The 24,432-nt window shown below is 68.4% G+C and carries 19 protein-coding genes; all 19 read right to left on the reverse strand.

The features are described 5' to 3' along the window. Window positions 1-8: 8 nt before the first annotated feature. The 19 genes from ACSQ2F_RS13850 to ACSQ2F_RS13940 all read right to left on the reverse strand — a co-directional run bounded on the left by ACSQ2F_RS13850 (window position 9) and on the right by ACSQ2F_RS13940 (window position 24,432). Entirely contained in the window at window positions 9-611 is a 603-nt protein-coding gene (locus tag ACSQ2F_RS13850; protein ID WP_436023734.1) for an acyltransferase, read from the reverse strand. Continuing rightward, entirely contained in the window at window positions 608-1,972 is a 1,365-nt protein-coding gene (locus ACSQ2F_RS13855; protein WP_436023736.1) for a phenylacetate--CoA ligase family protein, read from the reverse strand. The genes ACSQ2F_RS13850 and ACSQ2F_RS13855 overlap by 4 nt, the downstream gene beginning before the upstream one ends. Window positions 1,973-1,976: 4 nt before the next feature. Continuing rightward, window positions 1,977-3,545 carry a murein biosynthesis integral membrane protein MurJ gene (murJ, locus tag ACSQ2F_RS13860; RefSeq protein ID WP_436023738.1) on the reverse strand — a complete coding sequence of 523 codons (1,569 nt, stop codon included), beginning with the start codon at window positions 3,543-3,545 and terminating at the stop codon, window positions 1,977-1,979. Window positions 3,546-3,648: 103 nt separating this feature from the next. After that, window positions 3,649-4,695: a polysaccharide deacetylase family protein gene (locus ACSQ2F_RS13865; RefSeq protein ID WP_436023740.1), complete on the reverse strand. Its 1,047-nt coding sequence runs from the start codon at window positions 4,693-4,695 to the stop codon at window positions 3,649-3,651. Window positions 4,696-4,738: 43 nt separating this feature from the next. Then, a complete protein-coding gene (gene asnB, locus ACSQ2F_RS13870; RefSeq protein ID WP_436023742.1) occupies window positions 4,739-6,712 on the reverse strand; it encodes an asparagine synthase (glutamine-hydrolyzing) in 1,974 nt (657 codons plus the stop codon). Then, entirely contained in the window at window positions 6,645-7,805 is a 1,161-nt protein-coding gene (locus ACSQ2F_RS13875; protein ID WP_436023744.1) for a glycosyltransferase, read from the reverse strand. Before ACSQ2F_RS13875 ends, asnB begins: the two co-directional genes overlap by 68 nt. A 1-nt stretch (window position 7,806) precedes the next feature. Further along, a complete protein-coding gene (locus ACSQ2F_RS13880) occupies window positions 7,807-9,657 on the reverse strand; it encodes an asparagine synthase (protein WP_436023746.1) in 1,851 nt (616 codons plus the stop codon). Window positions 9,658-9,680: 23 nt separating this feature from the next. Further along, window positions 9,681-10,844, reverse strand: coding sequence for a glycosyltransferase (locus ACSQ2F_RS13885; protein ID WP_436023748.1), 1,164 nt, complete (start codon window positions 10,842-10,844; stop codon window positions 9,681-9,683). After that, the gene (locus ACSQ2F_RS13890) at window positions 10,841-12,064 is read right to left on the reverse strand and encodes a glycosyltransferase (RefSeq protein WP_436023750.1); all 1,224 of its coding nucleotides are present in this window, start codon (window positions 12,062-12,064) and stop codon (window positions 10,841-10,843) included. The genes ACSQ2F_RS13885 and ACSQ2F_RS13890 overlap by 4 nt, the downstream gene beginning before the upstream one ends. Continuing rightward, on the reverse strand, window positions 12,061-13,230 hold the full coding sequence (locus ACSQ2F_RS13895) for a glycosyltransferase family 2 protein (protein WP_436023752.1): 1,170 nt from the start codon (window positions 13,228-13,230) through the stop codon (window positions 12,061-12,063). The genes ACSQ2F_RS13890 and ACSQ2F_RS13895 overlap by 4 nt, the downstream gene beginning before the upstream one ends. A gap of 8 nt (window positions 13,231-13,238) precedes the next feature. Further along, window positions 13,239-14,021 carry a polysaccharide deacetylase family protein gene (locus tag ACSQ2F_RS13900; protein WP_436023754.1) on the reverse strand — a complete coding sequence of 261 codons (783 nt, stop codon included), beginning with the start codon at window positions 14,019-14,021 and terminating at the stop codon, window positions 13,239-13,241. A 44-nt stretch (window positions 14,022-14,065) separates the two neighbouring features. Further along, on the reverse strand, window positions 14,066-16,183 hold the full coding sequence (locus tag ACSQ2F_RS13905) for an XrtA/PEP-CTERM system-associated ATPase (RefSeq protein ID WP_436023756.1): 2,118 nt from the start codon (window positions 16,181-16,183) through the stop codon (window positions 14,066-14,068). An 8-nt stretch (window positions 16,184-16,191) separates the two neighbouring features. Beyond that, complete coding sequence (locus ACSQ2F_RS13910) at window positions 16,192-17,985, reverse strand: TIGR03016 family PEP-CTERM system-associated outer membrane protein (protein ID WP_436023758.1); 1,794 nt, start codon at window positions 17,983-17,985, stop codon at window positions 16,192-16,194. Then, window positions 17,982-18,965: an XrtA-associated tyrosine autokinase gene (locus ACSQ2F_RS13915; protein WP_436023760.1), complete on the reverse strand. Its 984-nt coding sequence runs from the start codon at window positions 18,963-18,965 to the stop codon at window positions 17,982-17,984. Before ACSQ2F_RS13915 ends, ACSQ2F_RS13910 begins: the two co-directional genes overlap by 4 nt. Before the next feature lie 13 nt (window positions 18,966-18,978). Next, complete coding sequence (locus ACSQ2F_RS13920; RefSeq protein ID WP_436023762.1) at window positions 18,979-20,523, reverse strand: XrtA system polysaccharide chain length determinant; 1,545 nt, start codon at window positions 20,521-20,523, stop codon at window positions 18,979-18,981. Between the two features lie 178 nt (window positions 20,524-20,701). Further along, on the reverse strand, window positions 20,702-21,319 hold the full coding sequence (locus ACSQ2F_RS13925; RefSeq protein ID WP_436023764.1) for an XrtA/PEP-CTERM system exopolysaccharide export protein: 618 nt from the start codon (window positions 21,317-21,319) through the stop codon (window positions 20,702-20,704). A gap of 44 nt (window positions 21,320-21,363) precedes the next feature. Next, a complete protein-coding gene (locus ACSQ2F_RS13930) occupies window positions 21,364-22,758 on the reverse strand; it encodes a TIGR03013 family XrtA/PEP-CTERM system glycosyltransferase (RefSeq protein WP_436023766.1) in 1,395 nt (464 codons plus the stop codon). A 506-nt stretch (window positions 22,759-23,264) separates the two neighbouring features. Further along, window positions 23,265-23,996 (reverse strand): bifunctional demethylmenaquinone methyltransferase/2-methoxy-6-polyprenyl-1,4-benzoquinol methylase UbiE, encoded by a 732-nt coding sequence (gene ubiE, locus ACSQ2F_RS13935; protein WP_436023768.1) that lies wholly within the window; start codon window positions 23,994-23,996, stop codon window positions 23,265-23,267. Between the two features lie 19 nt (window positions 23,997-24,015). Next, window positions 24,016-24,432, reverse strand: a complete 417-nt coding sequence (locus ACSQ2F_RS13940) for a gamma-butyrobetaine hydroxylase-like domain-containing protein (protein ID WP_436023770.1) — start codon at window positions 24,430-24,432, stop codon at window positions 24,016-24,018.

Here is a 24,432-nt window from a genome sequence, read left to right on the forward strand (position 1 = left end):
GATGAAGGTCAGTCGAGCGCCTTGATGAAGCGCGCCGGATTGCCGCCCACGAGCGTCATGGGCGCCACGTCGCGCGTGACGACGCTTCCGGCGGCCACGACCGAACCCTTGCCCAGGGTCACGCCCTTCAGGACGATGGCGTTCGCGCCGACCCAGACATCGTCCTCGATCACGATCGGCTCTGCGACCGGATTGTGCCGCTCGCGGTCTGCCACCGCCACGCCGTGGCCATCGCTGTCCAGGATCATCACGTTGGCGGCGATCAGGCAGTTGCGACCGATCCTGATGGATCGGGTGGCGTGGATCGAGGCGCCGTTGATGCGACTGTCGTCGCCGATTTCGATCAGGGCTTCGGGCGACACATCGACCATCAGCCGAACCGGGTGGAACATGGCGGTGTGATAGCCGCGATCGTGCGAGCGAAGCGTGACGCGCTGGCCGAGCACGATGCGCCCGCAGATGCGCTCGACCTTCGGCCGTCCGGCCAGGCGGAGCCCGTCGCCCGCCTCGACGCCCTGGCGCCGCAGCCACGCCACGTCCAACCGGTGCTGCACGCGGTGCTGCCAGGCGTCCCGCCATCGGGCTATCGACAAGAGGTGGCCCAGCTTCATGGCTGCACCTTCGAGATCGTGAAGCGGAACTTGCCCGAGGCGGTCACCGGGATGGCATCCACGTGGTCGATCCGCAAGCGAATCTGCTCGCCGAACACCTTGCACAGCTCGTCGCGGAGGAAGTTCTCGGTGTCGTCGCGCCAATGGGAGGCGTTGCGCACGATGCTCAGCTGGAACTCGTCCACGGTCTCCTGGACCAGCTGGAAGCGTGCAATGCCATCGATGCCGTAGAAAAGGTGGGTGAAGTACTCGCCGTGAACCTTCCGACCGGCCGCCGTGGTGAAGAAGTCGCTCGAGCGGCCGAACAACCGGGTGAGACGCGAACCGGGTCGCCCGCAGCGGCAGGCCGCTCCGTCGAGCTGGCCGACGTCCCCGATGCGGTACCGGATGAGCGGCATCCCGAAGTTGTTCAGGTTGGTCACGATGAGCTCGCCGCCCTCGCGGTCCCCGCCTTCCTGTGCCTCGACCACCATGTCGAGTTCATTGACGTGCAGCCCCTGGTGCGCGTCGCATTCGGCGGCAATGACGCCGACCTCGCGGCTGCCGTACCGGTTGAACACCTTCACGCCGAACGCCGTCTCGATGGTCTGGCGCATGGCATCGGTCAGCGTCTCCGCCGAGGTGACGACGGACTTGAGCGGGTAGCGCGGGCGCAGCTTGTTGGCGATGAGGAACTGTGCGAACAGGTGCGCCGAGCCGGCGTAGCACACCAGCACCTCAGGACGGAAGCGCGACAGCGCCTCGTGGTACTTCGCCATGCGCGCCTCGGCCATGTCGAAGGAGTCGTACACACGGAAGTTGCCGAGCACGCCCCGCACCCTGGCCTTCCAGCCCTGGTTGTCACGCTCGTTGTCGCCCGGCGCGCCCCAGAGGTACGCCGTGCGCGCACCGCGGCGCCAGCCCGCCATCGAGTCGGTGAACTGGCCGCTCGCGACCTGGTGCACGAGCCAGTTGCGGTCCTGGTAGAAGTTCACCGTGAGCCCGGTCGAGCCCCCGGTGGAATTCAGGTTCAGCTCGGACTTCGCATGCGCGGTGGAGACCATGCGCTCGCGATGGGCGATCAGGTCCGCCTTCTCGAGGATCGGAAGGACCTTGAGGTCGTCGGTCGAGCGAACCTTCGAAGGGTCGAGGCCGTGGTCGCGGAACAGGTCGGTGTAGTACGGACAATGCGCGTTGGCGTGCTGCAGCAGGGCGACCAGCTTTGCAAGCTGGCGCTCCCGCAAGGTGTCGGCCGGGATGAACTCCGCCGCCAGACGCTCGGCATAGGCCTTCGCCACCGCGGACGCGAATCCGCCCTTCTGCCCCAAGAGCCGGTAGCCCACCTCGCGGCTCAGCCAGGCCGGCAATCCTCTGTCAAACATGGATCTACTTCCTTCCGGGGAAACGCCTTCGCCACTTGTCGACGACGAATTGCGTTTCCTTCATGCGCGCCAGCAGGGCCAGCGCAAAGAACACCAGGAGCCCGAGCCCGGCGAACGTGGCCGTGAGGCCGGCGTATCCCCAGCGAGAGCCGCCGAGCGTGTGCAGATCGAGGCCGCGCACCGTGAACCACAGCAGGCCGCAGGTCAGCACGCCGAGCGCCACGCTCAGCAGCATCGGCCCGACGGCACGGCGGACGACGTCCGGGCTCACCAGCCGGCGCAGCACACCATAACTGATGAACACCGAGATGAAGAGCGACAGGCTGCTGCCGATGGCGATGCCCGCGAGCCCCAGCCACTGCATGAGCACATAGGCGAACACCGCGTTCATCGCGAGCTGGATGAACCCGATGATCACCTGCGCCCAGGGCCGGCCCAGCGCGTGCAGCACCTGGAAGTTGAAATAGGCCAGTGCCCGGCCGATGACACCCAGTACCAGGCAGGACAGGACGACGGCCGTACTGGCCACGGCGCCATCGGAGAACTTGCCGTACCCGAACAGCACCCGCACCACGTGCTCGTCCAACGCGATCAGGACCGCGCACACCGGGGCCAGCACGAACACCAGGATGCGGGCTGCCAGCACGTGGGCATCGATCACCGCCGACCGGTCCCCCTGGGCGTACTTCGCGATGGTGGGAAAGAACGTCGCCTGGATGGACCCCGCGAAGATCTCGATGGGCAGCATCGCCACCATGGCGGCGTACTGGTAGACCGACACGCTGCCCGGCGCCAGGTAGGACAGGTAGACCTGCGAGATGATGCCCATCGCGATGCCGCTCAGCGCGCCCACCAGCACCGGGGCGACGCCGCCCAGGTACTCGCGAAAGAGCGGCAACCTGAAGGCCAGGCTCGGGCGGATGTGCCGGGCCAGTTCGGCTCGGCACGACCACGCCATGACGGCGGCCTGAAGTGCAAATCCGAGCACGGTTCCCACCGCCAGGGCCGTCACGCCCCAACCCTGCGCGAACAGGTAGATGGCGGCGATGGCGGTGACGTTCGTCGTGATGCTCTCGAGGGATGCCGCGACGAACCGCTGCTTGCAATGGGCGATCGCGGTCAGCATGGAGATGGCCACGACGAAGAGCAGGCTGAACACGGTGATGCGGAGCAGGTCGGCCGCCGTGGCGGCCACCTCGGGCGTCAGTCCCGGCGCCATCCAATGCACCAACCAGTCGGGCCAGACGTACAGCACGGCGGCCATGAGCACCGACACGCCGACCGCCCCCGTGAACAGCACGTTCGCGGCCTGCCACAGCGACCGCTCGTCACCGCCGGACACGCGGCGCATGAAGAACGGCACGAAGGAGGTCACGAAGGCGCTTCGCAGGAACAGCGGCAGGATGTTGGGAATGACGAACGCCACCCAGAAGGCGTCCAGGCCGCCCGACACGCCGAAGATCGAAGCGATGGCCACGGTCTTGAACACGGCCATGCCCTTGCCGGCCAGGGATGCCACCGACATCCAGGCGGACGCCCGGACGTTGCCGCTCAGTTCCCCGCGCAGGCTCACCGGACAGCCCTCGGCCCGAGGGTGCGTCGATCCATGCGCCGTTCGCTGGACGCCGCGACGATGACGCGGCCGCCGCGCGGCGCGCGTGGCACCGACTCGTGCCTCATGACGAGGCGCTTTCGGGGCCCGGGATCTGGCGCGCCGTGCTGAGGGCCCGCTTCAGGTCGGACACCCGCGTGTCCGGCATGCCGACCCGGGCGAGGGAGAACAGGTTCAGCGCGTTGCGGTCGTTGACGCCCCGCGTCGTGGCGACGGCGTACCGGAAGCCGGCCTCGGCCGCGGCCGCCTCCGCGTCGGCGTTCTTCCAGCCGGCGGGATAGGCGAAGCCGTTGATGGGGGCATCGCACAGGTTCTCGAGCACCGCACGCGACGCCTGCATCTCCTCCCGAACGACCGCCGGCGACTCCAGGGTCAGGTTGGGGTGACGCACCGAATGCGCACCGATCTCCACCCCCGCCAGGTGCATCTGGCGGACCTGGGACGACGTCATGCGACGAGCCACCGGCACGCCCGGGCGGGCCGGCGCCAACTGCTGCTCGATGCGGGACACGATGGCCAGCACCTGCTCGATCGGAAGTGTCCAGAGGCTGTCGAGCAGGCGCTCCACCGCGGCCTTGCGCTGCCACCGGCCCAGCGACAGGCGCTCCTCCGCCAACGGCAGGCCCACCTCGCCGGGAACGAATTCCCGGCGCGAGGTCGAGGCCACCGCGCTGATCACGCGGTCCCACCACAGCGGCTCGTCGTCGTCGAGCCCGCCGGTGGGCACGAAGAGGGCGGCCGGGACGCCGTGCTGCCGGAGCACGGGCAAGGCCGTGGTGAGGTTGTCGAGGTAGCCGTCATCGAACGTGACCGACAAGGCGCGATCCGGCAACGATTCACCCCGGCTGAGGCGGTCTACCGCCGCCGACAGACCGATGGGCGAGAAGTACTGGTTGAAGTAGCGCAGCTGCTCGTCGAAGTGCCGGCGTGTCACGCACATGCCCAGCCCGAACGGGTCCATGGCCACGTCGTCGATGACCCGGTGGTACATGACGATGGTCCAGCTGCTGGCCGACAGGTGCTGACGCAGCTGCCGGTCGTACAACCCCAGCTGGTCGAGCACGGGCGAAGCGAACCGCTTCAGCAGCGACTTGGCGCGATCGGCGATCAATGGACGCCCCGGTCGGAAGTGTGGAACGAAGCCATGCGAAACGTCATCCCGCAGGCGAGAGGAAGCGCCGAGCCCACATCTCGTAAGTCAGCAGCAACCACAGCTGCTCGCTGTAGTCGTGCGTGCCCGCGAGGTGTGCGTCCACGCAGTGGCGGACGCCGCGCTCGTTGAAGATGCCGCGTTCGCGGAAGCTCTGATCGGTCAGGGTGTCGAGCATCAGCTCCTTGAGGTCATGGCGAAGCCAGCGGGCCACGGGAATCGCGAACCCCTGCTTGCGCTTTTGCATGACCTCGGCCGGCAAGAGGGCGCGGGCGACCTGCTTGAGCAGGTACTTGCCCGTGCCGTCGCGCAGCTTGTACTCGAACGGAATGCGTGCGACGAAGTCGATCAGCTCGTGGTCGAGCAAGGGCGCCCGCGCCTCCAGCGACGTGGCCATCGTCATGCGATCCACCTTGACCATGATGTCGTCGGTCAGGTACGTCGCCATGTCGCCCGCGAGGATGCGCTCCATGTCGGAGCCGATGTCGCTCCGGCCGAAATGGTGGCGGACCCGCGCGAACGGGTCCATGTCGCCGACCTCCGGACGCAGCAACATGGCCAGGTCGTCGCGGGTGTTGAGCGCCACGCCGGACAGGTAGCGGTCGGGGAAGGGTTGGCTGAGCCGCTGGCCCACCCGGCCCAGGCGCAGGCCGCGTCCGCCGGGAACCAGGGCGCCGGCCAGCCTGAGGGCGGGCCCCGCGAGGCCGAGCGAGCCGCGCCGGATGCGCTCGAGTTGCTCGTACTTGCGGTAGCGCTCATAGCCCGCGAACAGCTCGTCGCCGCCGTCACCGGACAGCACCATCTTGACGTGGCCCGCCGCCAGCTTGGACACGAGGTAGGTCGGGATGGACGATGAATCACCGAATGGCTCGTCGAAGTACCAGACCAGGTCCTTGAGCATCGTCACGGCGTCGGCCTCGACGATCAGCTCGTGGTGTTCGCTGCCGATGTGATTGGCCACGGCCCGCGCATCCGGCAATTCGTTGAACGCCGCTTCCTTGAAGCCGATGGTGAAGGTCTTCACCGGCGCACCGAGGTTGCGAGCCATCAGCACCGCGACCACGCTCGAATCGATGCCGCCGCTGAGAAAGGCGCCGAAGGGCACGTCGCTGACCAGGCGCACCTTGACGGCATCCTCCAGGTGGGCGATCAGGCGCTCGGTGAGCGTGGCCTCATCCAGATCCCACTTGGGCTCGAAGGCGGGTTCCCAGTAGCGCCGCAGGGACGTGGCGCCGCCCTCCACCACCAGGCAATGCGCCGGCGGCAACTTGTGCACGCCTTCATAGATCGTCGCCGGCTCGGGCACATAGCCCATGGCGAAGTAGTCCTGGGTGGCCGTGGTGGACACCCGCGCCTCGAAGCCCGGCACCTCGAAAAGGCATTTGAGCTCGGACGCGAACGCGAGCACGCCGTCCCGCGTCACGGTGTAGAACAGCGGCTTCTTGCCAACGCGGTCGCGTGCCAGCACCAGCCGGTTGCGGCGCAGGTCGAGGACCGCGATGGCGAACATGCCGCGCAGGCGCGCGAAGCAGGCGTCACCGAACTGCTCGTACGCATGCACGATGCATTCGGTGTCGGTGTGCGTGTAGAACGTGTGGCCCAAGGCCTCCAGCTCCCGGCGAAGCTCCCGGAAGTTGTAGATCTCGCCGTTGAACACCACCTGGATCGACCGGTCCTCGTTGTGGATGGGCTGGTGTCCGCCCGCCAGGTCGATGATGCTCAGGCGGCGCATGCCGATCTGGGCGCGCTCGTTCGAGAAGGTGCCCTGGTCGTCAGGTCCCCGGTGGACGATGCGCTGGCACATGGCCTCCACGATGCCGGGTGCTGGCAGCCGCCCGTTCTGGAGCGCGTAAATTCCTGCTATGCCGCACACGGCGTTCCCCTGGTTTCCTGAACAGATTGGTAGTGATTCATCGGGCCCGCCCTTCGTGGCCGTAGAGCTCGAGCAGTCGCCCGATGACGGCCGCATTGGAGGCATCCGCCGTCACGAGTTGCCGGGCGTTCTCTCCGAGGCCGCGCAACTCCTCGGCGCCGAGCTTGCCCGCTTGTTGAAGGGCGACGCGCAACTGCGCAACGTCGCCCGCAGGGAACAGCCACCCGGTGCGGCCATCGATGACGAAGTCCTCCGTGCCGCTGACCCGGCTGCCGATCACCGGCAAGCCGCTCGCCATGTACTCGAGCAAGGTGTTCGACAGGCCTTCCGCGCGAGAGGTCAGCAGGCCGATGTCGGCGATCGCGAGAAAGCGCTCGACCGTCTTGGTGGGGCCGGCGAAGACGACCTGCCCCGCGATGCCGAGTTCGGCAGCCAGCGCCTCCAGTGCCGGGCGCCGTGATCCGCTCCCGACCAGCACCAGCGCGACGTCGTCGCGGCCCTGGAAAGCGCCCGCCCAGCCGCGCAGCATGAGCTCGAGGTCTTTCTCGGCCTCCAGGCGTCCGACATAGACGCCGACGAGTCGACGCTGACCGCACACGGCCGCCCGGTCGTCGGGGTTGCGCGCCAGGGTCGCGAAGCGCGCGGTGTCGACTGCGTTGGGAATGCGGTGCACCTTGCCGGCGTCGAACCCCGCCTCGACCAGCATCCTGGCGATCTGCGAGCTGGTCGCCTGATAGAAGTCGGCGCCCCGCATCAGGTGGCGCTTGACCCACCCGGTCCAGCCGGCCTGGGGGTCGAGGATGCCGCCGACCATCTCCGTCATGCCGGTCAGCTTGATCAGGACCGGCTTGCCCAGCAGCCGGCCCATGACGCAGGACACCGCGGCCATGTTGCCGGCGATGTGGGCATGGATGAAGTCGTAGTCGCCCCGGAGGCGAAAGAGCCGCCAGGCCAGCTTGACCAGCATGACGGCGGCGCCGACGGAGCGCAGCTTGGGGTAGGCGATGCGCCAGACCTCGATGCCGTCCACCCGGTCGCGCTGCACCTGGGGCCCGTAGCCCACCATCGGCACGAGGACGGACACCGCGACGCCTCGCTGCGGCAGGTGCAGCCCGAGCGTGCGCACCTGGCTTTCCGCACCGCCGCCGCCCGGCGTCGGGAACACGCTCTCCAACACCATCAGCACGCGTGTCTGCATGTCAGGCAAGCAGTGGGTCGACGTATTCGCGGTGCCACAGCTCCAGCATCAGCAGCATGTAGATCTCCGAGGCGTGGTCCCAGGCACCGCGTTCATGCCGCTCGATCAGGTGGCGCACGAACGCGGGCTCGCAGTACCCCCGGGCGATCGCCTGGGGCGACAGCACGATGTCGTGGACCATGTCGTGGAAGGCGCCGCCGCGGCGCATCCAGACGCTCACCGGCAGGCCGAAGCCCTGCTTCTTCTTCTTGCGGATGGCTTCCGGCAGGATGTCCCGCGTGGCCAGCTTGAAGAGGAATCGCTTTTCCAGACCGCGCACCTTGTCGGCCACGGGCAGGTGTCCCGTGTAGTCGATCAGGTCCCGGTCGAGGTAGGGGAAGACCACCTGCACGCCGGCGAGCTTCGCCGCACGCACCACCTTGACCACGTCGTTGTCCGCGATCGTCATCTTGAGGTCGAGGTACATCAGGCGATGCAGGTCGTCCGCGGCATCGGAGGCACGGAAGATGTCCCGCTGCACGTCGAGGGAGTCGTCGCGCTGCAGGTGCGAGCGAAAGCCGGCGGTCAGCAGCTCGTCGAAATGGTCGGAGGCGAAGGAGTCGTCGCTGTAGAAGCGGTCCGGGTTCGGCATGCTGCCGCGCTCGACGAAGTTCTTCACCCGGTTGGCAAAGCGCGAATCGAACCCGCTGAACGCCTTCGCTGCCAGCGACCCCATCGCGCGCACCGGCGACGGTGCGCGGAAGTAGCGCTCGAAGATCTGGTCCTTGCGGTAGCGCTCGTTGCCGCCGAAGATCTCGTCCCCTCCATCCCCGCCGACCAGGACGCCAACGCCCTGACGGGCGGCCAGCTCCGCGCAATAGAAGGTCGGGATGGCCGAGGAGTTGCCGAACGGCTCGTCGTAGGCCTGCACCAGCCGCGGGATCAGCGACACCGCGTCCTTCTCGCCCACGCGGCGTTCATGGGCCTTCAGCTTGAAGGCCTCGCTCGCGATGCGTGAGAACGGCAGCTCGTCGTAGCCTTCCTCCTCGAAGCCGATGGAGAAGCTGTTGACCGGGATGGCGCCGCCCCGTGACAACATGCTGGCGATGCTGGAGCTGTCGGTGCCTCCGCTCAGGAAGGCGCCCCAGCCCGAGGTGTCGGTGCTGCCATAGTGGCCGAGGGTCTCGACCATCTTGTCGCGCAAGCCCGCGGCTCGCGATTCATCGGTGCCCTTGAAATCGGCCGGATAGTGCGCGTCCCAGTATTTGACGAGCGAGGAGCGGCCGTCGATCGACTCCAGGCAATGGCCCGGCGGCAGCTTGCGGACGCCTTCGATCGCGCTGTGCGGCGCCGGCACGAACGAGAAGTTGAGGTAGTGGTAGACGGCCTGCATGGAGACGGCAGGCTTCACGAGCCCGGCGCGCAGCAGGAGCCGCAGGTCGGTTGCCACGGCGAGGCCGGCCGGCGTGTCGGCGTAGTACAGCGTGCAACTGCGGAAGGTGTCCGTGGCGGCGAGCAGCCGGCGCTGGCGTGCGTCCCACAGCACATAGGCGAATCGGCCGCGCAACGCCTTGGCGGACCACTGCTGGCGGGTGATCCAGTGCTGGAGGGTGGCCGCCCGGACGTCGGTGCCCGGCGGCTGGGTGCCGCCCGGTTCGATGGCCAGGCCCACACCGCCCAGCTCTCCGGTGGCGGCGAACCCGACATCACCGCGATACCAGACGTTGACGCCGGGCGCGGGGGCCTCGTGGCGCACCTCCGGGGACACCCCCGGCCACGGCGCCCAGGCCGCCGGGTCGGCCAGGCGGCGCGCCGCCTCGGTGGCATCGCCCTGCCCCATCAGCACCAGAAAGTCGCCTATCGTTCCCGACATGTATGTTCCTGTTCGATCGATGCTCAACGCGGCGCGCCCGAGGCACGGGCGGCTTCGCGATAGTGTTGTTCGTAGGCCTGGGCCATGGACGGAATGCTGAACGCCGCTTCGGCCCGCTGCCGCGCGCCCTCCCCGAGCCGCTGCCGCAGCGATGCGTCGTGCGCCAGCCGTTCGATGGCCTCGGCCAGCGGCACCGCCTGGCCCACGTCGAACAGCAGCCCGCTGCGATCATGCTCGATCAGTTCGACGTTGCCGCCGGCCCGGGATGCCACGACAGGCTTGCCGCCCATCATTCCTTCCAGGATGACATTCGACAATCCCTCACGTAGGGAGGGAAGCACCAGGGCATCGGCCGCTTCGATCAGGTCGGCCACGTCGTCGCGCTGACCGAGCAGCCGAACCACGCCGTCGAGCGACAGCGTGCCGATGCGGGCCTCGAGTTCGGCGCGCAGCGGCCCGTCACCGGCCAGCGCGACCCGCAGGCCGGGCAGGCGCTCACGCAACCGGGCCACCGCGTCAAGCAAGGTCGGTACGTCCTTGTGCACCACCAATCGTCCGACGAAGAGCACCAGCATGCCGTCGGACGGCACGCCGAGCTCCTCGCGCAGGGCGCTTGCCCGGCCGGGGCGAGCGGCCGTGGCCTGCACGCCGTTGTAGGTCACTCGAATGGCGGAGGACGGCAGGCCCATGCGCTCGGCGGCGAAGTCGGCGCCCATGCGTGAATTGGCGACCACCCGCTCCGACTGGGCCGTGACCCAGCGCTTGACGCGCCAGTGGAAGCCGGCATACCACTCGTAGACGCCGCGCACGGAGGAGATCAGCGCCGGCCGCTCGCGCCGGGGCAGCAACCGGCGCGCCACGGCGCCCCAGAGTTCACCTGAAAAGGCAAAGCACTGCATCACGTCGAAGCGCTCCTCGCGCAGGATGCGCACCAGGCGCCAGACGAAGCCGGGGTCGACCCGGCCGTGCTTCTCGACCTGGATCACCCGAACGCCGGCCTGCTCGAGCTCCGTGACGAAGAAGGACGGGTTGCGGAAGAAGAGCACCACGGGCTCGAAGCGCGATCGATCGAGCTGGCGGGCGATGTGCACGATCTGCCGTTGGGTGCCACCCACCTCCATCTCGTCCGTGAGCAGGAGCACACGCAGGCGGCGTTCGGGTTGCATCGGCTGGGTTCGGACGTTCATGCGGGAACGGATTCGATGGCGTCGAGGAGCTTGCGGGCCTCGGTCGCGATGTCGAAGTGCTGCTCGACGGTGCGCCGGCCGTGTTCCGCCATGCGTCGAGCGGAAACGGGGTCGGCCAGCAGCTGCTGAACGCAGTCGGCGAGCGCCTTGGCGTCTCCGGGGTCAGCCAGAAGGCCGGATTCGCCATGCGCCACGAGCTCCGGAATTCCCGAAACCCGGGTGGACACGACGGGCAAGCCGACGGCCATGGCTTCCATCAGCGCCACCGGGATGCCATCGCGGTCGCCACGCGTGGTGACGACCGACGGCAACACGAACATGCTTGCACGCGAGAGCGCGTCGCGCACTTCTTCCTGCTTGCGGGCGCCAAGCAGGGTCACGCGACCGGTGAGCCCGGCCGCCGCGATGCGGGCTTCGAGGTCGCCGCGCAGCGGGCCTTCGCCGATGATGCGGCACTCGAACGCCACGCCGCGATGGGCAAGCACCTCGCACGCATCGACAAGGTGGCGAAACCCCTTGATCTCGTCCAGGCGCCCGACGGCGAGGATCAGGCCGGGTTCCCGGCCCTCGGGGGCGAACGTGAACGAGGCGGGGCGCACGCCACAGTGAACGATGCGCATGCAGTCGAGGGCACGCGGCGAGATCTTGTCGGCGAGGTAGCGGCGGTTGAATTCGGAGATGGTCACCCCGAAGGCGGCACGGTTCATCTTGCGGGCGATGAGGTGGTCTTCGAGGAAGATGTCGTGCGCGTGCGCAGTGAAGCTGAAGGGCGTGCCCAGGCGCTCGGCGGCCAGCATCGCCGACGTCGACGGATAGGTGGCCCAGTGGGCGTGAAGGTGATCCGGCGCCTGCGCCCGCAGCGTGGGCAGGATGCCGAGGGTTCGCCACCAGACCACGACGGACTTGCCGAGGACCTCGGGATGGCGACCCAGCCCGCGCGCCAACTGCGCCAGTGCGCCGATCTCCCGCAGGGGATGGCGCAGGCACTCACCCAGGGCGTTCAGCCAGCCGCGCACGCCGGTCGCCGGGTACACCACGCGATCGAGCAGGGCCCGGGCATCGTTCTGCACCAGCTTCTCCACCGGGTGCTTGAGTGAAACGATGCGCACGTCCACCCCCAGGCGGATGAGCTCGTCGATCTCGCGCACGATGAAGGTCTCGGACCAGCAGGGGAAGAGCGAGGTGAAGTACAGGACGCGCTTCTTGATCGGGGCGTTCACGGTTGTCCCTTGCTGCGGTCAGCGCCATTGGCGGGGTGGGACTGCCAGAGGTGGCCGTCGCGCTGGGAAAGAAACTGCCGCAACCCGAGCACGGCATAGGCGTTCAGCAGCACGAAGGCCGACGCCAGCTTGGTGACGCGCCAGGCTCCGACCGCAGGCCAGAACCGCCCCGCCAGCGGGAGCCCGTAGCCCGCCACCTGGACCAGGAGGAACACGCCATAGCCAGCGCTTCGACCCACCAGCGCCAGGTTGGCCAGCAGCAGCGCGAGCATGGCGAAAGGCGCGATCAGGCGAAGCACCTTGTGCGACATGAACTGAACGAAGATGGGGTTGCGCCAGGGCACGAGCAGCCACGGCATCATGGCCATCAGCTGGTAGTTGCCCGCAAGCGTGCGGACCTTGCGCATCTGCTCCTGTGCCGGCGACTTGGACGCCTGGTCGTAGGCATGCGCGCGACCGTCGAAGACGGCGCGGAAGCCGGCCCGGACGGCCTGCATGGGAATGGCCACGTCGTCGAGGATGGTGCGCTCGGAAATGGGCTGGAAGCAGGCTCGCCTCAGCGCATAGAGCGCCCCGGTCACGCCCGGAGCCGAATGGACCAGCCCCTCGCGCTGGCGAATGAACTTCTCGTACCGCCAGTAGGCATCGACGCCTTCCCCGAAGGGCGTCATGTCGTCGCGCACGAGCATCAGCTCGCCGCTGACGGCACCCACCCTGGCATCGGCCAGGTTTTCGAGCAGGCAGCGCACCGCCTCGGGATTGAGCATCTGCCGGGCGTCGGTCAGGACCACCACCTCCTCGGTGCAGCTGGCCACGGCGTCGTTGAGGCAGGCCGCCTTTCCCCGCCGGGTGCTGAACGGCAGCACCGTGACGTTGGCATGTCCCAGGGCCACGATGCGGGCACAGGTGTCGTCGGTGGAACCGTCGGAGGCGACGACGATGCGCAGCCGGTCCGCAGGGTAGTCCTGCGCCAGGCAGGTGGCGATCTTGCGCTCGATGCGGGCGCCTTCGTTGTGTGCGACCACGATGATCGCCACCGGCGGCTCGAAGGCACCACGACGGACGGGATCGGGCCGCAGGCGCGCCCACACCGCCACGCACAGCGGGTACCCCGCGTAGGTATAGGCGAGCAAGCCCAGCGCGAACCAGAACACGAACTCGATCACGGCCGGCCTCAGGCGTCGCGGCCGCTGCCGAGCAGCTGGGCCCGCAACCGGTCGTAGCGCTGATTGCCGAGCAGGCGCTTGGCGGACGACAGCACCGCATGGCGCGCGCGCCGGTTGGCCATCTCCCAGCGGTCCTGCCGCATCCAGCGGGCCACCTGCGCGTCGGCCGTGCCCAGCAGCACGGCCAGGCGGGCGATGTCCCAGGGGCCTTCATCCCGGTGCCAGAGGCCGACACGCGAAGAGCACACCGCGCTGTAACCGGCGCGCCGCGCAACGCCGGCCATGTCAGCCACCACCCGTCCGCCAGGGGGCGCAAAGATGGTCACCGGCGTGCCGAGCTGGTCCTCGATGGCCTTGCGGGAGTCCCCCAGTTGCGCATCCACCTCGCCCGGCGCCAGGTCATCGAGGTAGACATGCTGCTGGCCATGGGACTGGATCGACATGCCGGCGGCAGCCATGTCGCGCAGGTCGCTCCATCCGAGGTAGTGCGGCGTGCCGACATTGGAGGGGTTGATGAAGAAGTCGGCGCTGCCGCCGTGGCGCGCGATCAGTTCGGCCGCCGGGCCGTTGCTCGCATGGCCGTCGTCGAAGGTGAAGGCAACGCAGCGCTCGGCGCGGTCGCGGCGCAGGATGTCGGCCACGCTGCGCACGGCCAGGCCGTTGTCGCGCGCGAGCGCCAGATGCGTGGCGAACTGCCGGGACGAGACGGCGTAGTGGGCATCGGCGCCTTCGCAGGCGCCGCGCTCGTCGCCCACGGCGTGGTACATCAGGACGGTGATGGCGTCATTCATGGAAGGCTTCGGTCGGTGTCAGGCGTTGCACACGCCGGGCGCGGTCAGGCTCTCTCGCTGAGCAGGCGCGCCGCGGGAGCGCCCTCAGGACGAAGGGAGGCCTGGCCAGCCGGGTCGGCAAGCCATCCGCGAAGGTGGCGCGCGACGGCAGGCGCGGCGCCGCCGTCGGGATTGCGCGCGTCCCGTGGAGGCTGTGCCGGGCCGAGGTCGGTGGCGTTGAGCGGCAGCCAGGCCATGGCGGGATCGGTCACCATCGGCGCCTGGCCCTCCTCGTCGACGAGCAACACCTTCTTGCCCAGGGCGAACGCCACTTCGACCAGGTCGTCCTGCGCGTCGGTGACAAGGTGCGACGCGCGTTCCAGGATGGGCAGCTTGGCCGAGAAGACCGGCAACGACGCCAGCGCGATGCCCGAGCGGGACAGCACGGTGCCCAGGCCCTGGGCCCGCAGCGCGGACTGCGTCTCGCCGCAGACCAGCCAGAGCATGGAACGCTCGCCCCGCACGCGGGACAGCATCAGCACGAGTTTGCTGAGCGAGGCCGCCGCCAGGCGCCCTTCCCCGACGCGCGAGGTGACCAGGATGAAATCGGACCCGAGACCGTGGTGGGCCATGAGGGCGTTGGCCAGCGTGCCCGCGGTCTGGGCCGCGGCGACGCCGTCGAGCAGCACGCTGCCCACGACCTGGATGCGATGCGCCGGCACCCCGCTCTGGGCGAGCGCCAACGAGGCGACGCGCGTGGGTGCATACAGCACGCTCGACAGCCGATCCAGCACGTCGGCATTGATGCGCGGGCCCGGAAAGGACTCCGGCGGCAAGCTGCCGGCGTCGACCCGGAGCGACGGGATGCCGCGGCGAATGGCCAGCATCACACACGAGACGAGATCGTCCGACAGCCCGAGGGGCACGACCGCGTCGGGATCGAACTCGTCGAGCAGCGTCTCGAACCGGAGCACGCTGTCGGCGGTACGGCGGGCCGCCCCACCGGACTGCACGCCCAGATGGACTTCGAGCGAGGGCAGGTCCACCGCCTCGGCATAGTTTTCCACCGGCCCGAGCTGCTGGGCCGTGCGGCAGCCGACCACCACCACGCGGCAGGCGGACTCTCCCTGCTCCAGCGCCGAGGCCAGCAGCGCGGCCTTGAAGTAGCTGGCCGGCGAGTCGACAAGGCACATGACGGTGCGCTCGCCCTGCACGTCGAGGCGCGCGATGCGGTGCAGGGCCAGGGACCGCTCGGGCTGCTCTGCGGGGCCGGGCATCGGCACGGGCACCACGGTGCGGGGCTCCGCCACGCGCTGGGCACGCGGCTCCGCCGGCCGCACGGGAGCCATGGCCACCGTTGTTTCGCCGACCTCGTCGCGCAGTTCGCGCGCGATGCGCACGATGTGGTCTTCGTCGATGCGGTTCAGGTTCTCGAGGAACGCCGACAGCAGCAGCCGGTTGCACAGCAGGTTGATGCGACGCGGAATGCCGCCGGTGGCCTGGTGGATGCGGGGGAAGGCGGCATCCTCGAAGCTCGGGTTGCCCTTCCAGCCCACCCGGTTCAGGCGGTGCTCGATGTAGCGACGGGTTTCGTCGAGGTCGAGCGGCCCCAGGTGGCACGACGCGATGACGCGCTGTCGCAGCTGTTCGAGCCGCTGGGACTCGAGCATGCCGCGCAGTTCAGGCTGCCCCACGAGGAAGCTCTGCAGCAGCGCCTGCTTGCGCAGCTGGAAGTTCGAGAGCATGCGAAGCTCTTCGATCGCATCCATGCTGAGGTTCTGTGCCTCGTCCACGACCAGCAGCGCCCGCTTGTTCTTGATGGCGAGCGTCATGAAGAACGCTTCGAGCGTGGAGATGAGGCTGGCCTTCGACTGGGCACCCGGCTGGTGAGGAACACCGAAGGCGGTCAGCATGGCCTGCAGCAGCCCGGTGGCATCAAGCTGCGTGCTGGCGATCTGGGCGGCCTTGACCTGGGTCGAGTCCAGCCCTTCGAGCAGCGTGCGCACGAGCGTGGTCTTGCCGGCACCGATGTCCCCGGTGACGACGATGAAACCCTCTGCCTGGTGAACGCCGTATTGCAGGTACGCCAGCGCGTTGCTGTGCCCCTTGCTGCCGAAGTAGAACGTCGGGTCGGGGTTGAGCTGGAACGGCGGGGCACTGAAGCCGAAATGGGTTTCGAACACCGGAGGACCTAGAAGCGGTAATGGAGGCCGAGCGTGGCACTGTTGGCCGAAGCCGACGACGGACGGGACGGCTCGGCCGTCTCGAGGACATGGTGCTGGACGGACAGGTTCACGCGGGTGCGCGGCGACATGGCATGCGAGGTACCGATCGAGAACACCTGATCACGCGACGCCCGCATCGCATCGGCACCGATGCCACGCGAATCGTCGAAGCGCCAGGAGGCGTCGAGGGACGACAAGGGCGTGACGCGGAAGGTGGCCGAGAGCTGACCGCCGTACTGCCGACGGTCCCCCTGCACGCCCGGGACCTCGATGTCACCGTCGCGCCGCAACTGCACGAGCTTCCGGTAGTAGGCCGAGAGGACGAACACCGAGCGCCGCCCCATGATGCTCAGCATCCCCGAGGCCGTGGTGGAAAGCTGGGGCCGGTTGACGTGCAGGCCGACCGGATCGGCCAGGTTGGCCGGCAGGCCGTAGGCCTCCAGGGCCGCACGCACGAGCGCCTCGCGCTGCGAGGGCGTGTAGCCGCGCGACCGGAACATCGCGTCGAACTGTTCACCGATGTTGCCGGACAGCTGCACCGCTTCCGGCTGCGTGAGCGGCTCGCGGCTGCCGGACAGCGTCAAGCCGAAATTGCGATGGCGGTGGTTCCACTGGGCGTTGAAGCCGGTGCCGAAGAAGCGCTTGCGCACCTCGGCATCGAACACGGACCGCTCCAGCGGTGCCCAGCGCACGCGCACGCCGAAATCGGAATCGGTCTGGCTGCGCCCGAGGAAGTGGCTGCGTTCGGCGCCGCCGAGCAACCAGGTCGTGACCTGGGGCGTCACGGCCATGCTCACCGAGGCGCGCGCGTTCTCGATGCGCACCACGTCGTCGTCCTGGTCCTGGTAGCGCAGCAACTCCCGACCGCCCTCGAGGCCGAACCCGAACGGCTCGGGCTGGCGTTCGATGCGGGCCAGCGTGCTCTGCGAGTAGGAGTCGCCCTCCTGCCCCGTGGACGGCACCTGCGAATAGGAGCGCCGGGCCCAGATGTTGTCGCTGCGCAGCAGCGTGTTCCAGCCGGACGGGCGGCGCTGCTCGAGCCGCGGGCTCAAGCGGTAGATCGACGTCTCGACCTGCTCCTCCGACGGCACATCGGCCGTCTGCACCGAATACGGCGACTCGGCGCGGCGGTCGATGTCGATCCCGCCGTCGAGGAAAAGCAGGTTGTCGACGAGGGTGGTCTGCGCGGCGAGGTTGACCCGGGGCTGGGTGTAGTCCTCGTCGGTGTGCTTGATGTAGCGAACGTGGTCGAAACCGACGGTGGCATCCAGGCGGACCCGCGCGCCGCGGGTTCGCATGCTGAGCCGGGGGCTCACGCCGAGGATCAGGTCCTTGCCGGATTCACGGTCCAGCCGCCCTCGGTCGGTGCCGGTGGCGCGGGTGATCAGTTCACCTTCGAGGAACGTGGTGCGCGAGACCCGCGGTGCCACCAGGGGGTTGCCTTCGACCGGCTGGCCCAGGCCGCGCTCGAGCCCGCGAACCGGGGCCGAGCCGCCGGGCGGCTGCACGCCGGCGGGAGGTGCGGCGGGCACGGCGCCTGGCGTGCCGAGAGGCGGCAGGGGCTCCGGCATGCCCGGCACAGCCGGCGGCGCCAACGGATCGGGCGCCACGGTCGAGCTTCCCGGGACGGGCATGGTCCCCGGCACGCGCAGGCCTTGCGCCTGCACGGAGCAGATGCCGGCCAGCAGCAGCGACAGCAGGGTGCCGGTCTGCAACCGGCGCTGAACCGACGCCGGCAGCCCGCTGCGGCGGCCGGTCACGCGGCCCCCTGCATTTCGGCGTACATCGAGTCGGCGCCGTAGCCATACACCACCCCGCCGTTGGACTCCTTGCTCTTGTTGAGCGCGGTCATCACGACGGGGCAGGATTCCACCTTGGACATGGCCTGGGCGAAGGCCGCCGCCGGCGTTCGGCCGGCTTCCGCCAGCACCACCACCTGGCCGGCCCGGCTGGCCAGCACCTGGGCCTCGCTCGTCATCAGCAAGGGCGGCGCATCGAAGACGATGATGCGATCGGCATAGCGGGTGGCGAGCTCGTCCAGGAATTCGCCCATGCGCGTGCTGGCCAGCAGCTCGGTCGTGTGGACCGAGCGGTTGCCTGCCGGCAACAGGCTGAGCTTCGGGACGTTGGTCCGGAGCATGACCTCCGCCGGGTCGAGCGCCGGATCATTGAGCAGGTCGAGCAGGCCCCGGCGCGGCGCCAGGCCCAGGCGGCTCATGACGGCCGGCTTGAGGATGTCGGCCTCGATGAGCAAGGCCGACGCATCCAGCTCCATGGCGATGCTCAGCGCGAGGTTCATCGCGAAGAAGGTCTTGCCCTCCCCGGCCAATGCGCTGGTGACGACGACCAGGTTCGCGTGGTGGACGGGGGCCGCACCCTTCCCCTGGGCATTGCGGATGAGCGGCCGCTTGATGGCGCGGAATTCTTCGGCCAGCTGGTTGTTGTCGTTGCCAGGCACCAGGTACCCGGCATCGGCCAGTTGTGTCAGATCGAGCTTCACCACTTCGGATTGGCGGCCGCTCGGCACACGCGCCGGTGCGGGTTTCACGGCCGGAGCGGGCGCCTCCGGCCGGGCCTGGACGGCGTCCACCGGATCGACGGCGGCCATGCGGGGAACCTCGTCGCCCGCGGCCGCCGCACGCGTGGCCGCGGCCTCCGGTGATTCGGTTTCCCACGGGATCGACACGCCGGCGCGGCGAAGTTCTTCGAGGCGCTTGGCGGCTTGCTGAATCGTGCTCATCGGAATCTCCAGGTCAGACGCCGTACCAGGCGATCATCGCGACCCACACGACGTGAGCCACGACGAAGAGGCCCATGACGCTGGCGAAGCGGAAGACATCTTGCCGTCGTTGCTCGCGTTGCTCCGTCCCGCGCAGCAGGGAGACGGAGCCGAGCACCGGCCGGGACGCCAACTGGTGCATCTGCGAAATGGAATCGACGGTCGGCTTCAGCCGACCCAGCCCGAAGACGGCCGCTGCCGCGAGCGCCAACGAGGCGAACATGGCGAGCACGGCCAGGATCTTCCGGCTCGGGAACACCGGCTTGGGCGCCACGCGAGGCGGCTCGACGATGCGGAAGTCGGCGAGGTGGGAGGATTGATCGATCTTCACGCCCAGGGAGGCGGCCTCGCGGCGCGACACCAGCTGCTCGTAGTTCTTGCGGACGATGTCGTAGTCGCGGTTCAGCTGCGAGAGGTCGGCCTCCACTTGCGGCATCCGGCTCGCCAGGCCGCGCACCTGCTCCAACCGGCCTTCCTGCACGGCCAGTTGCGAGCGCAGCGAGGCGATGTTGGCCTCAGCCTCGGCCAGTGACACGCGCAGGCGTTGGTAGACCGGATTGGTGGCGGCGGAGCCGCGGCTGCGACCGCCCTTGGCCGGCCCTTCCTGTTCGTCCTTGATCTGCTTTTCCATCGAGGCGATCATCCGGCGCGCGCTCAGCACGTCGGGGTGGTCTTCGGTGTATCGGCGCAGCAGGTCGTCGAGGTTGCGGTACTGGGCCTGCAGCCGCTGCTCGAGTTCGGACGGCGCCGCGGCCATGTTGCTCGGCATCGACTCCGGGGGCAGCTGCGGGTCTTCGGCGGCCAACTCGCGCTTGAGCGCGTCACGCGACTGCTGGGCCGACGACAGCTCCAGCTTCAGCTTCGCCACCTCGTCCGACAACGAGGCCAGCCGGGTGAAGTGATCCTGGTTGGCCACGCCCGTGACCCCGAAATTCTGCAGCTTGAACTCCTTCAAGCGGTTCTCTGCCTGCACGAGCTTCGCCTCGTAGTCCTTGATCTGCTCCTCGATGAAGCGGCGAGCCTCGGTGGAGTCGCGCTGCTTGGTGTCCTCGCTCGAGGCCACGAACACGGCGACGAGCGCTTCCACCAGACGCTGGGCCCGACCGGAATCGCTGTCGCGGTAGCTGATCGTGAAGAGGTTGCCACCCCCGCTCGGCGTGACCTTGATGGCGTCCTTCAGGCGCTCGACGGCCATGTCGTAGCGAGGCGGCGGCGGACGCTGCAGGCCGATCTTCGGGTCTTCGTACAGCCGCTCGACGTTGGGACGCGAAATCAGCGTGCGCGCGAGCATGCGGACCTGCTGGTCGATGTCGGGCTGGAAGGCCAGGCCGGCCATCAGTGGCTTCAGGACCGTCTGGGTGTCGACATAGATGCGCGCCGAGGCTTCGTAGCGGTCGCGCACGAAGAACAGCATCGCGCCGAAAAGAAGGGCAAGGGCCCAGGCGATGGCTGCGACGAGCCAGCGGCGATCCCACATCCGCCGCACGTCGTACCGCATCATCGTCAAGAAAGTGTCCATGGCCTGTCGGGGTTGCGTCCGGGAGATACTTCAAAGTGCGCCGCGCCGGGACCCGTCGGGTCCTGATCGATGGCGCCGGCACGCGGAGCGTTGCATGCGATGGCAAAAGGTCGAGCGGGTGCCGGAGCAGCCGCTCAGACAGCCGCCCGCGGTGACGGGGCGGCAGAAGGCCGCGTCGTCAGAACCAGCTTTGCGGCACGATCACGATGTCGCCCGGCAGCACGGCCACGTTGGCGGAGATGTCGCCACGCTTGAGCAGGTCCTTGAGGCGGACCGAGTACTGCTTGCCGTTCTCCGAGCCGCGCACCAGGACGGCACCGTTGCCGTCCGCGAAATCGGTCAGGCCGCCGACCTGGATCATCACGTCGAGCACGGTCATGTTCTGGCGATAGGCCACGGCCTGCGGACGGGCGGCTTCACCGACGATGCGAATCTGGTCGGAGTAAGTGCCCTGGAAGCCGCTCACCACCACCGTCACCACGGGATCACGCACGTACTTCGCCAGCACGCCCTCGACCTCGCGGGCCAGGTCGGCCGGGCTGCGGCCGGCGGCCACCAGGTCTTCGACCAGCGGCGTGGAGATGCGGCCATCCGGACGCACCGTCACGTTGGACGACAACTCCGGGTTGCGCCACACCACGATGTTGAGGGTATCGAGCGGGCCGATCTTGTAGCGGTGATCGGGCGAGGCGGCCGACTGGGGGGCCGCCGGATAGCTGTTCAGGGAGCCGCAGGCCGACAGGAGGACGGCAGAGAGCAACGCTCCCCAGAGCAGCACGACACGCTTGGCAATCATCTGAATTTCCCTTTGCAATCCACTGGAACCGAAGCGCATGCCGATCAATGAGCACCTTCACGGAAGAGCACGACGCTCACCGTTTCAATCAGCACCAGGAGATCCAGCAGCAAAGAGTTGTTCTTCACGTAGTAGAGGTCGTACTGGTGCTTCTTGCGCGCGTCATCGACCGATGCGCCATAACTGTAACGAACCTGCGCCCAGCCGGTCACGCCTGGCTTGATGCTGTGGCGCACATCATAGAACGGGATGATTTCCTTCAGCTGCTTGACGAAGGTCGGGCGCTCGGGGCGCGGGCCGACCATGCTCATCTCGCCCTTGAGCACGCTGAAGAGCTGCGGCAACTCGTCGATGCGGGTCTTGCGGATGAAGGCGCCCACGCGGGTGACGCGCGCATCGTTCTTCTGCGCCCAGACGGCCTGGCCATCCTTTTCGGCGTCGGTGCGCATGCTGCGGAACTTCAGGCACATGAAGCCCTTGCCGCCCAGGCCGACCCGCTCCTGGCTGTAGAGCACCGGCCCCGGGCTGTCGAGCTTGATGGCGATCATGGTGATCAGCATCACCGGCGAGGCCACCACCAGCAGCACCGACGAGCTCACGATGTCGAAGGTCCGCTTGGCGATGCGGCGGGCGCGGCCCTGGACGAAGCCATGGCCGTAGACCAGCCAACTGGCCTTCAGGCTGTCGATGGGCACTTCGGACTTGGCCCGCTCGTAGAACCCCGCCAGGTCGAGGATGGGGATGCCCCGGATGCGACAGGCCAGCAGCTGGTCCATGGGAACGCCGCCACCGCGCTGTTCGCGCACGGCGACGATGATCTCGTCGACGTTGTGGGCCGAGACGATCTCCTCGATGGACTGGGCGCCGGAGAACACGGGATGGCCGCGCATCGTGCCGCTCTGCGCCTCGGCGGCGTCGGTGGCGAAGAAGCCGACCACATCACGCTCCACGCGCTTGAGGGTCATGAGGTCGGTGGCCACGCTCTGGGCCTCCGGCCCCGTGCCGACGATCAGCACCCGCGGCGTCGTGGCCAGGCGACGCATCAGGAACAGCGCGCTGCGCACCACCACCAGGCCGATCAGCAGGTACAGCACGACGGACAGCATCAGTTGATGGGCGTAGCCGCTGCTCGCCAGCTTTTCGAGCACGAGGTAGGTCAGGCAGCCGCCGACGACGAGCGCCACCAGCGTGCGGCGAAGCATGGAGCCGAAGCCGATCGGCGTGGGGCGGTACAGGCCCACGAACGCGTACAGCAGCGACATCACCATGGCGAAGCCGCTGGCGATGAGGAAGAGGTTCTGGGTGGAGATCTCGGGCGAGCCGGGCACCAGCTGGAGGGAGGAAGCGGCGAGCAGCACGGCGAAAAAGCACAGCAAGCCGTCGGCAACCATGCCGGCGAACGTTGCGATGGACACATGCAGCTGGAACACTTTCAGCATTTGGCTCTTCCTGGTGCGTTGCGCTTCTTCCCTGGCCGCACGGCGGTTGCCGGCGTTCGAGGGCACGCAATCAGTGGTTGCAATTTTCGTTGCGGAGCCCCCCTCCACCATCCTCCAATTGAGGGTTCCCCCCCTGGTTCCGGGGGGGCGAATTGACCTACGTCACCTCGTGTCGCCACGAGGCGCCGGCCCTTACGCAAGAGCCGGTCCAGCCTCGCTCCACGCTTTGAAATGCGCCGAATCGCCTCACCGGCTGCGCCCGTCTGCACAACGGCCCGCTCCGCCGGCCGGGCGAACCGACGGGCGAGCGCGGAACAGAGCGTCGGCTTGCCGGGCGTCAGCCCGGCAAGCGCGCCGAATTTGCCGCGGGCCGGTTGGGGTGACGGCAGGATGTACAGGCGGGGCCACACCCGCCCGCTCGCTGGGGTGACGACCTCAACCGGACCGGCACGACGCCGTCTCCCGACGGCTCGGCCCGCGCGAGGCGTTGTCCCGCACCCACACTGTCAGCACTTGATGCCGACGTGAAGGGCGACGACGCCCGCGCTCAGGTTGTGGACATCCACGTGGGCGAACCCTGCTGCCTTCATCAGGCCCTTCAGTTCCTGCTGCCCTGGATGCATGCGGATGGACTCGGCCAGGTAGCGGTAGCTTTCGGCGTCGCCCGCCACGACCTGCCCGATGCGCGGCAGCACCTTGAAGGAATACCAGTCGTAGGCCTTCTCCAGCGGCTTCGCCACCTTGGAGAACTCCAGCACCAGCAGTCGACCGCCCGGGCGAAGCACCCGGTTCATCTCGGCCAGCGCGCGGTCCTTGTGGGTCATGTTGCGCAGTCCGAAGGCCACGCTCACCACGTCGAAGCTGTTGTCCGGGAACGGCAGCGCCTCGGCGTCGCAGATGGAGGTCGGCAAGACCAGGCCTTCATCGAGCAGACGGTTGCGGCCCTGGCGCAGCATGGCTTCATTGATGTCGGTGTGCACCACCATCCCCTGCGGCCCCACCTTCTTCGCGAAGGCGCGGGCCAGGTCGCCCGTGCCGCCGGCGATGTCCAGCACGCGGTCTCCCTGGCGCAGGCGGGCGATGGCGACGGTGTACGCCTTCCACAGCCGGTGCAGGCCCATGGACATCAGGTCGTTCATGACGTCGTACCGGGATGCCACCGAGTCGAACACGCCGCGCACGCGCGAGGACTTCTCGCGCTCGTCGACCGTCTGGAAACCGAAGTGGGTGTTGCTCATGCGTGGGCCTCAGGGGAAATCAGTGCGAGTGGCCGCAACCCGGAGCGGGCGGCGGCGCCATCTCGGCGTCTCGGGACTTGCCGGCTGCTGCCAGCCGCTCCTCGTACTGCCGCCACAGCGCCTCCTGCTGCGACCCGAGGAAGTACAGGTACTCCCAGGTGAAGAGGCCGGAGCTGTGGCCGTCGGTGAAGGTGGGCTGGAGGGCGTAGTGGCCGACCTGGGCCAGGTCGGCCAGACCGACGTCCCGTTTGCCGGTCTGCAGCACTTCCTGCCCGGGGCCGTGGCCCTGCACCTCGGCCGAAGGCGAGTAGACGCGCATCAGTTCGAAGGGAATGCGGAAGCTGGCTCCGTCCGCGAAGCCGATCTCGAGTACGCGCGACTGTTCGTGCACGGTGATCGAGGTGGGGTTGGGCGTTTGGGCAGTCAGGCCGGCCAT

The sequence above is a fragment of the Rhizobacter sp. LjRoot28 genome, from assembly GCF_964253025.1.
Lineage (GTDB): Bacteria > Pseudomonadota > Gammaproteobacteria > Burkholderiales > Burkholderiaceae_C > Rhizobacter.

Bases quoted from the DNA above. Each gene is read 5' to 3' on its own strand.
- ACSQ2F_RS13850 (WP_436023734.1), bottom strand. From the start codon at position 611: ATGAAGCTGGGCCACCTCTTGTCGATAGCCCGATGGCGGGACGCCTGG.
- ACSQ2F_RS13855 (WP_436023736.1), bottom strand. From the start codon at position 1,972: ATGTTTGACAGAGGATTGCCGGCCTGGCTGAGCCGCGAGGTGGGCTAC.
- asnB (WP_436023742.1), bottom strand. From the start codon at position 6,712: ATGCCTCCAATGCGGCCGTCATCGGGCGACTGCTCGAGCTCTACGGCC.
- ACSQ2F_RS13875 (WP_436023744.1), bottom strand. From the start codon at position 7,805: ATGCAGACACGCGTGCTGATGGTGTTGGAGAGCGTGTTCCCGACGCCG.
- ACSQ2F_RS13880 (WP_436023746.1), bottom strand. From the start codon at position 9,657: ATGTCGGGAACGATAGGCGACTTTCTGGTGCTGATGGGGCAGGGCGAT.
- ACSQ2F_RS13885 (WP_436023748.1), bottom strand. From the start codon at position 10,844: ATGAACGTCCGAACCCAGCCGATGCAACCCGAACGCCGCCTGCGTGTG.
- ACSQ2F_RS13900 (WP_436023754.1), bottom strand. From the start codon at position 14,021: ATGAATGACGCCATCACCGTCCTGATGTACCACGCCGTGGGCGACGAG.
- ACSQ2F_RS13915 (WP_436023760.1), bottom strand. From the start codon at position 18,965: ATGAGCACGATTCAGCAAGCCGCCAAGCGCCTCGAAGAACTTCGCCGC.
- ACSQ2F_RS13920 (WP_436023762.1), bottom strand. From the start codon at position 20,523: ATGGACACTTTCTTGACGATGATGCGGTACGACGTGCGGCGGATGTGG.
- ACSQ2F_RS13925 (WP_436023764.1), bottom strand. From the start codon at position 21,319: ATGATTGCCAAGCGTGTCGTGCTGCTCTGGGGAGCGTTGCTCTCTGCC.
- ACSQ2F_RS13930 (WP_436023766.1), bottom strand. From the start codon at position 22,758: ATGCTGAAAGTGTTCCAGCTGCATGTGTCCATCGCAACGTTCGCCGGC.
- ubiE (WP_436023768.1), bottom strand. From the start codon at position 23,996: ATGAGCAACACCCACTTCGGTTTCCAGACGGTCGACGAGCGCGAGAAG.
- ACSQ2F_RS13940 (WP_436023770.1), bottom strand. From the start codon at position 24,432: ATGGCCGGCCTGACTGCCCAAACGCCCAACCCCACCTCGATCACCGTG.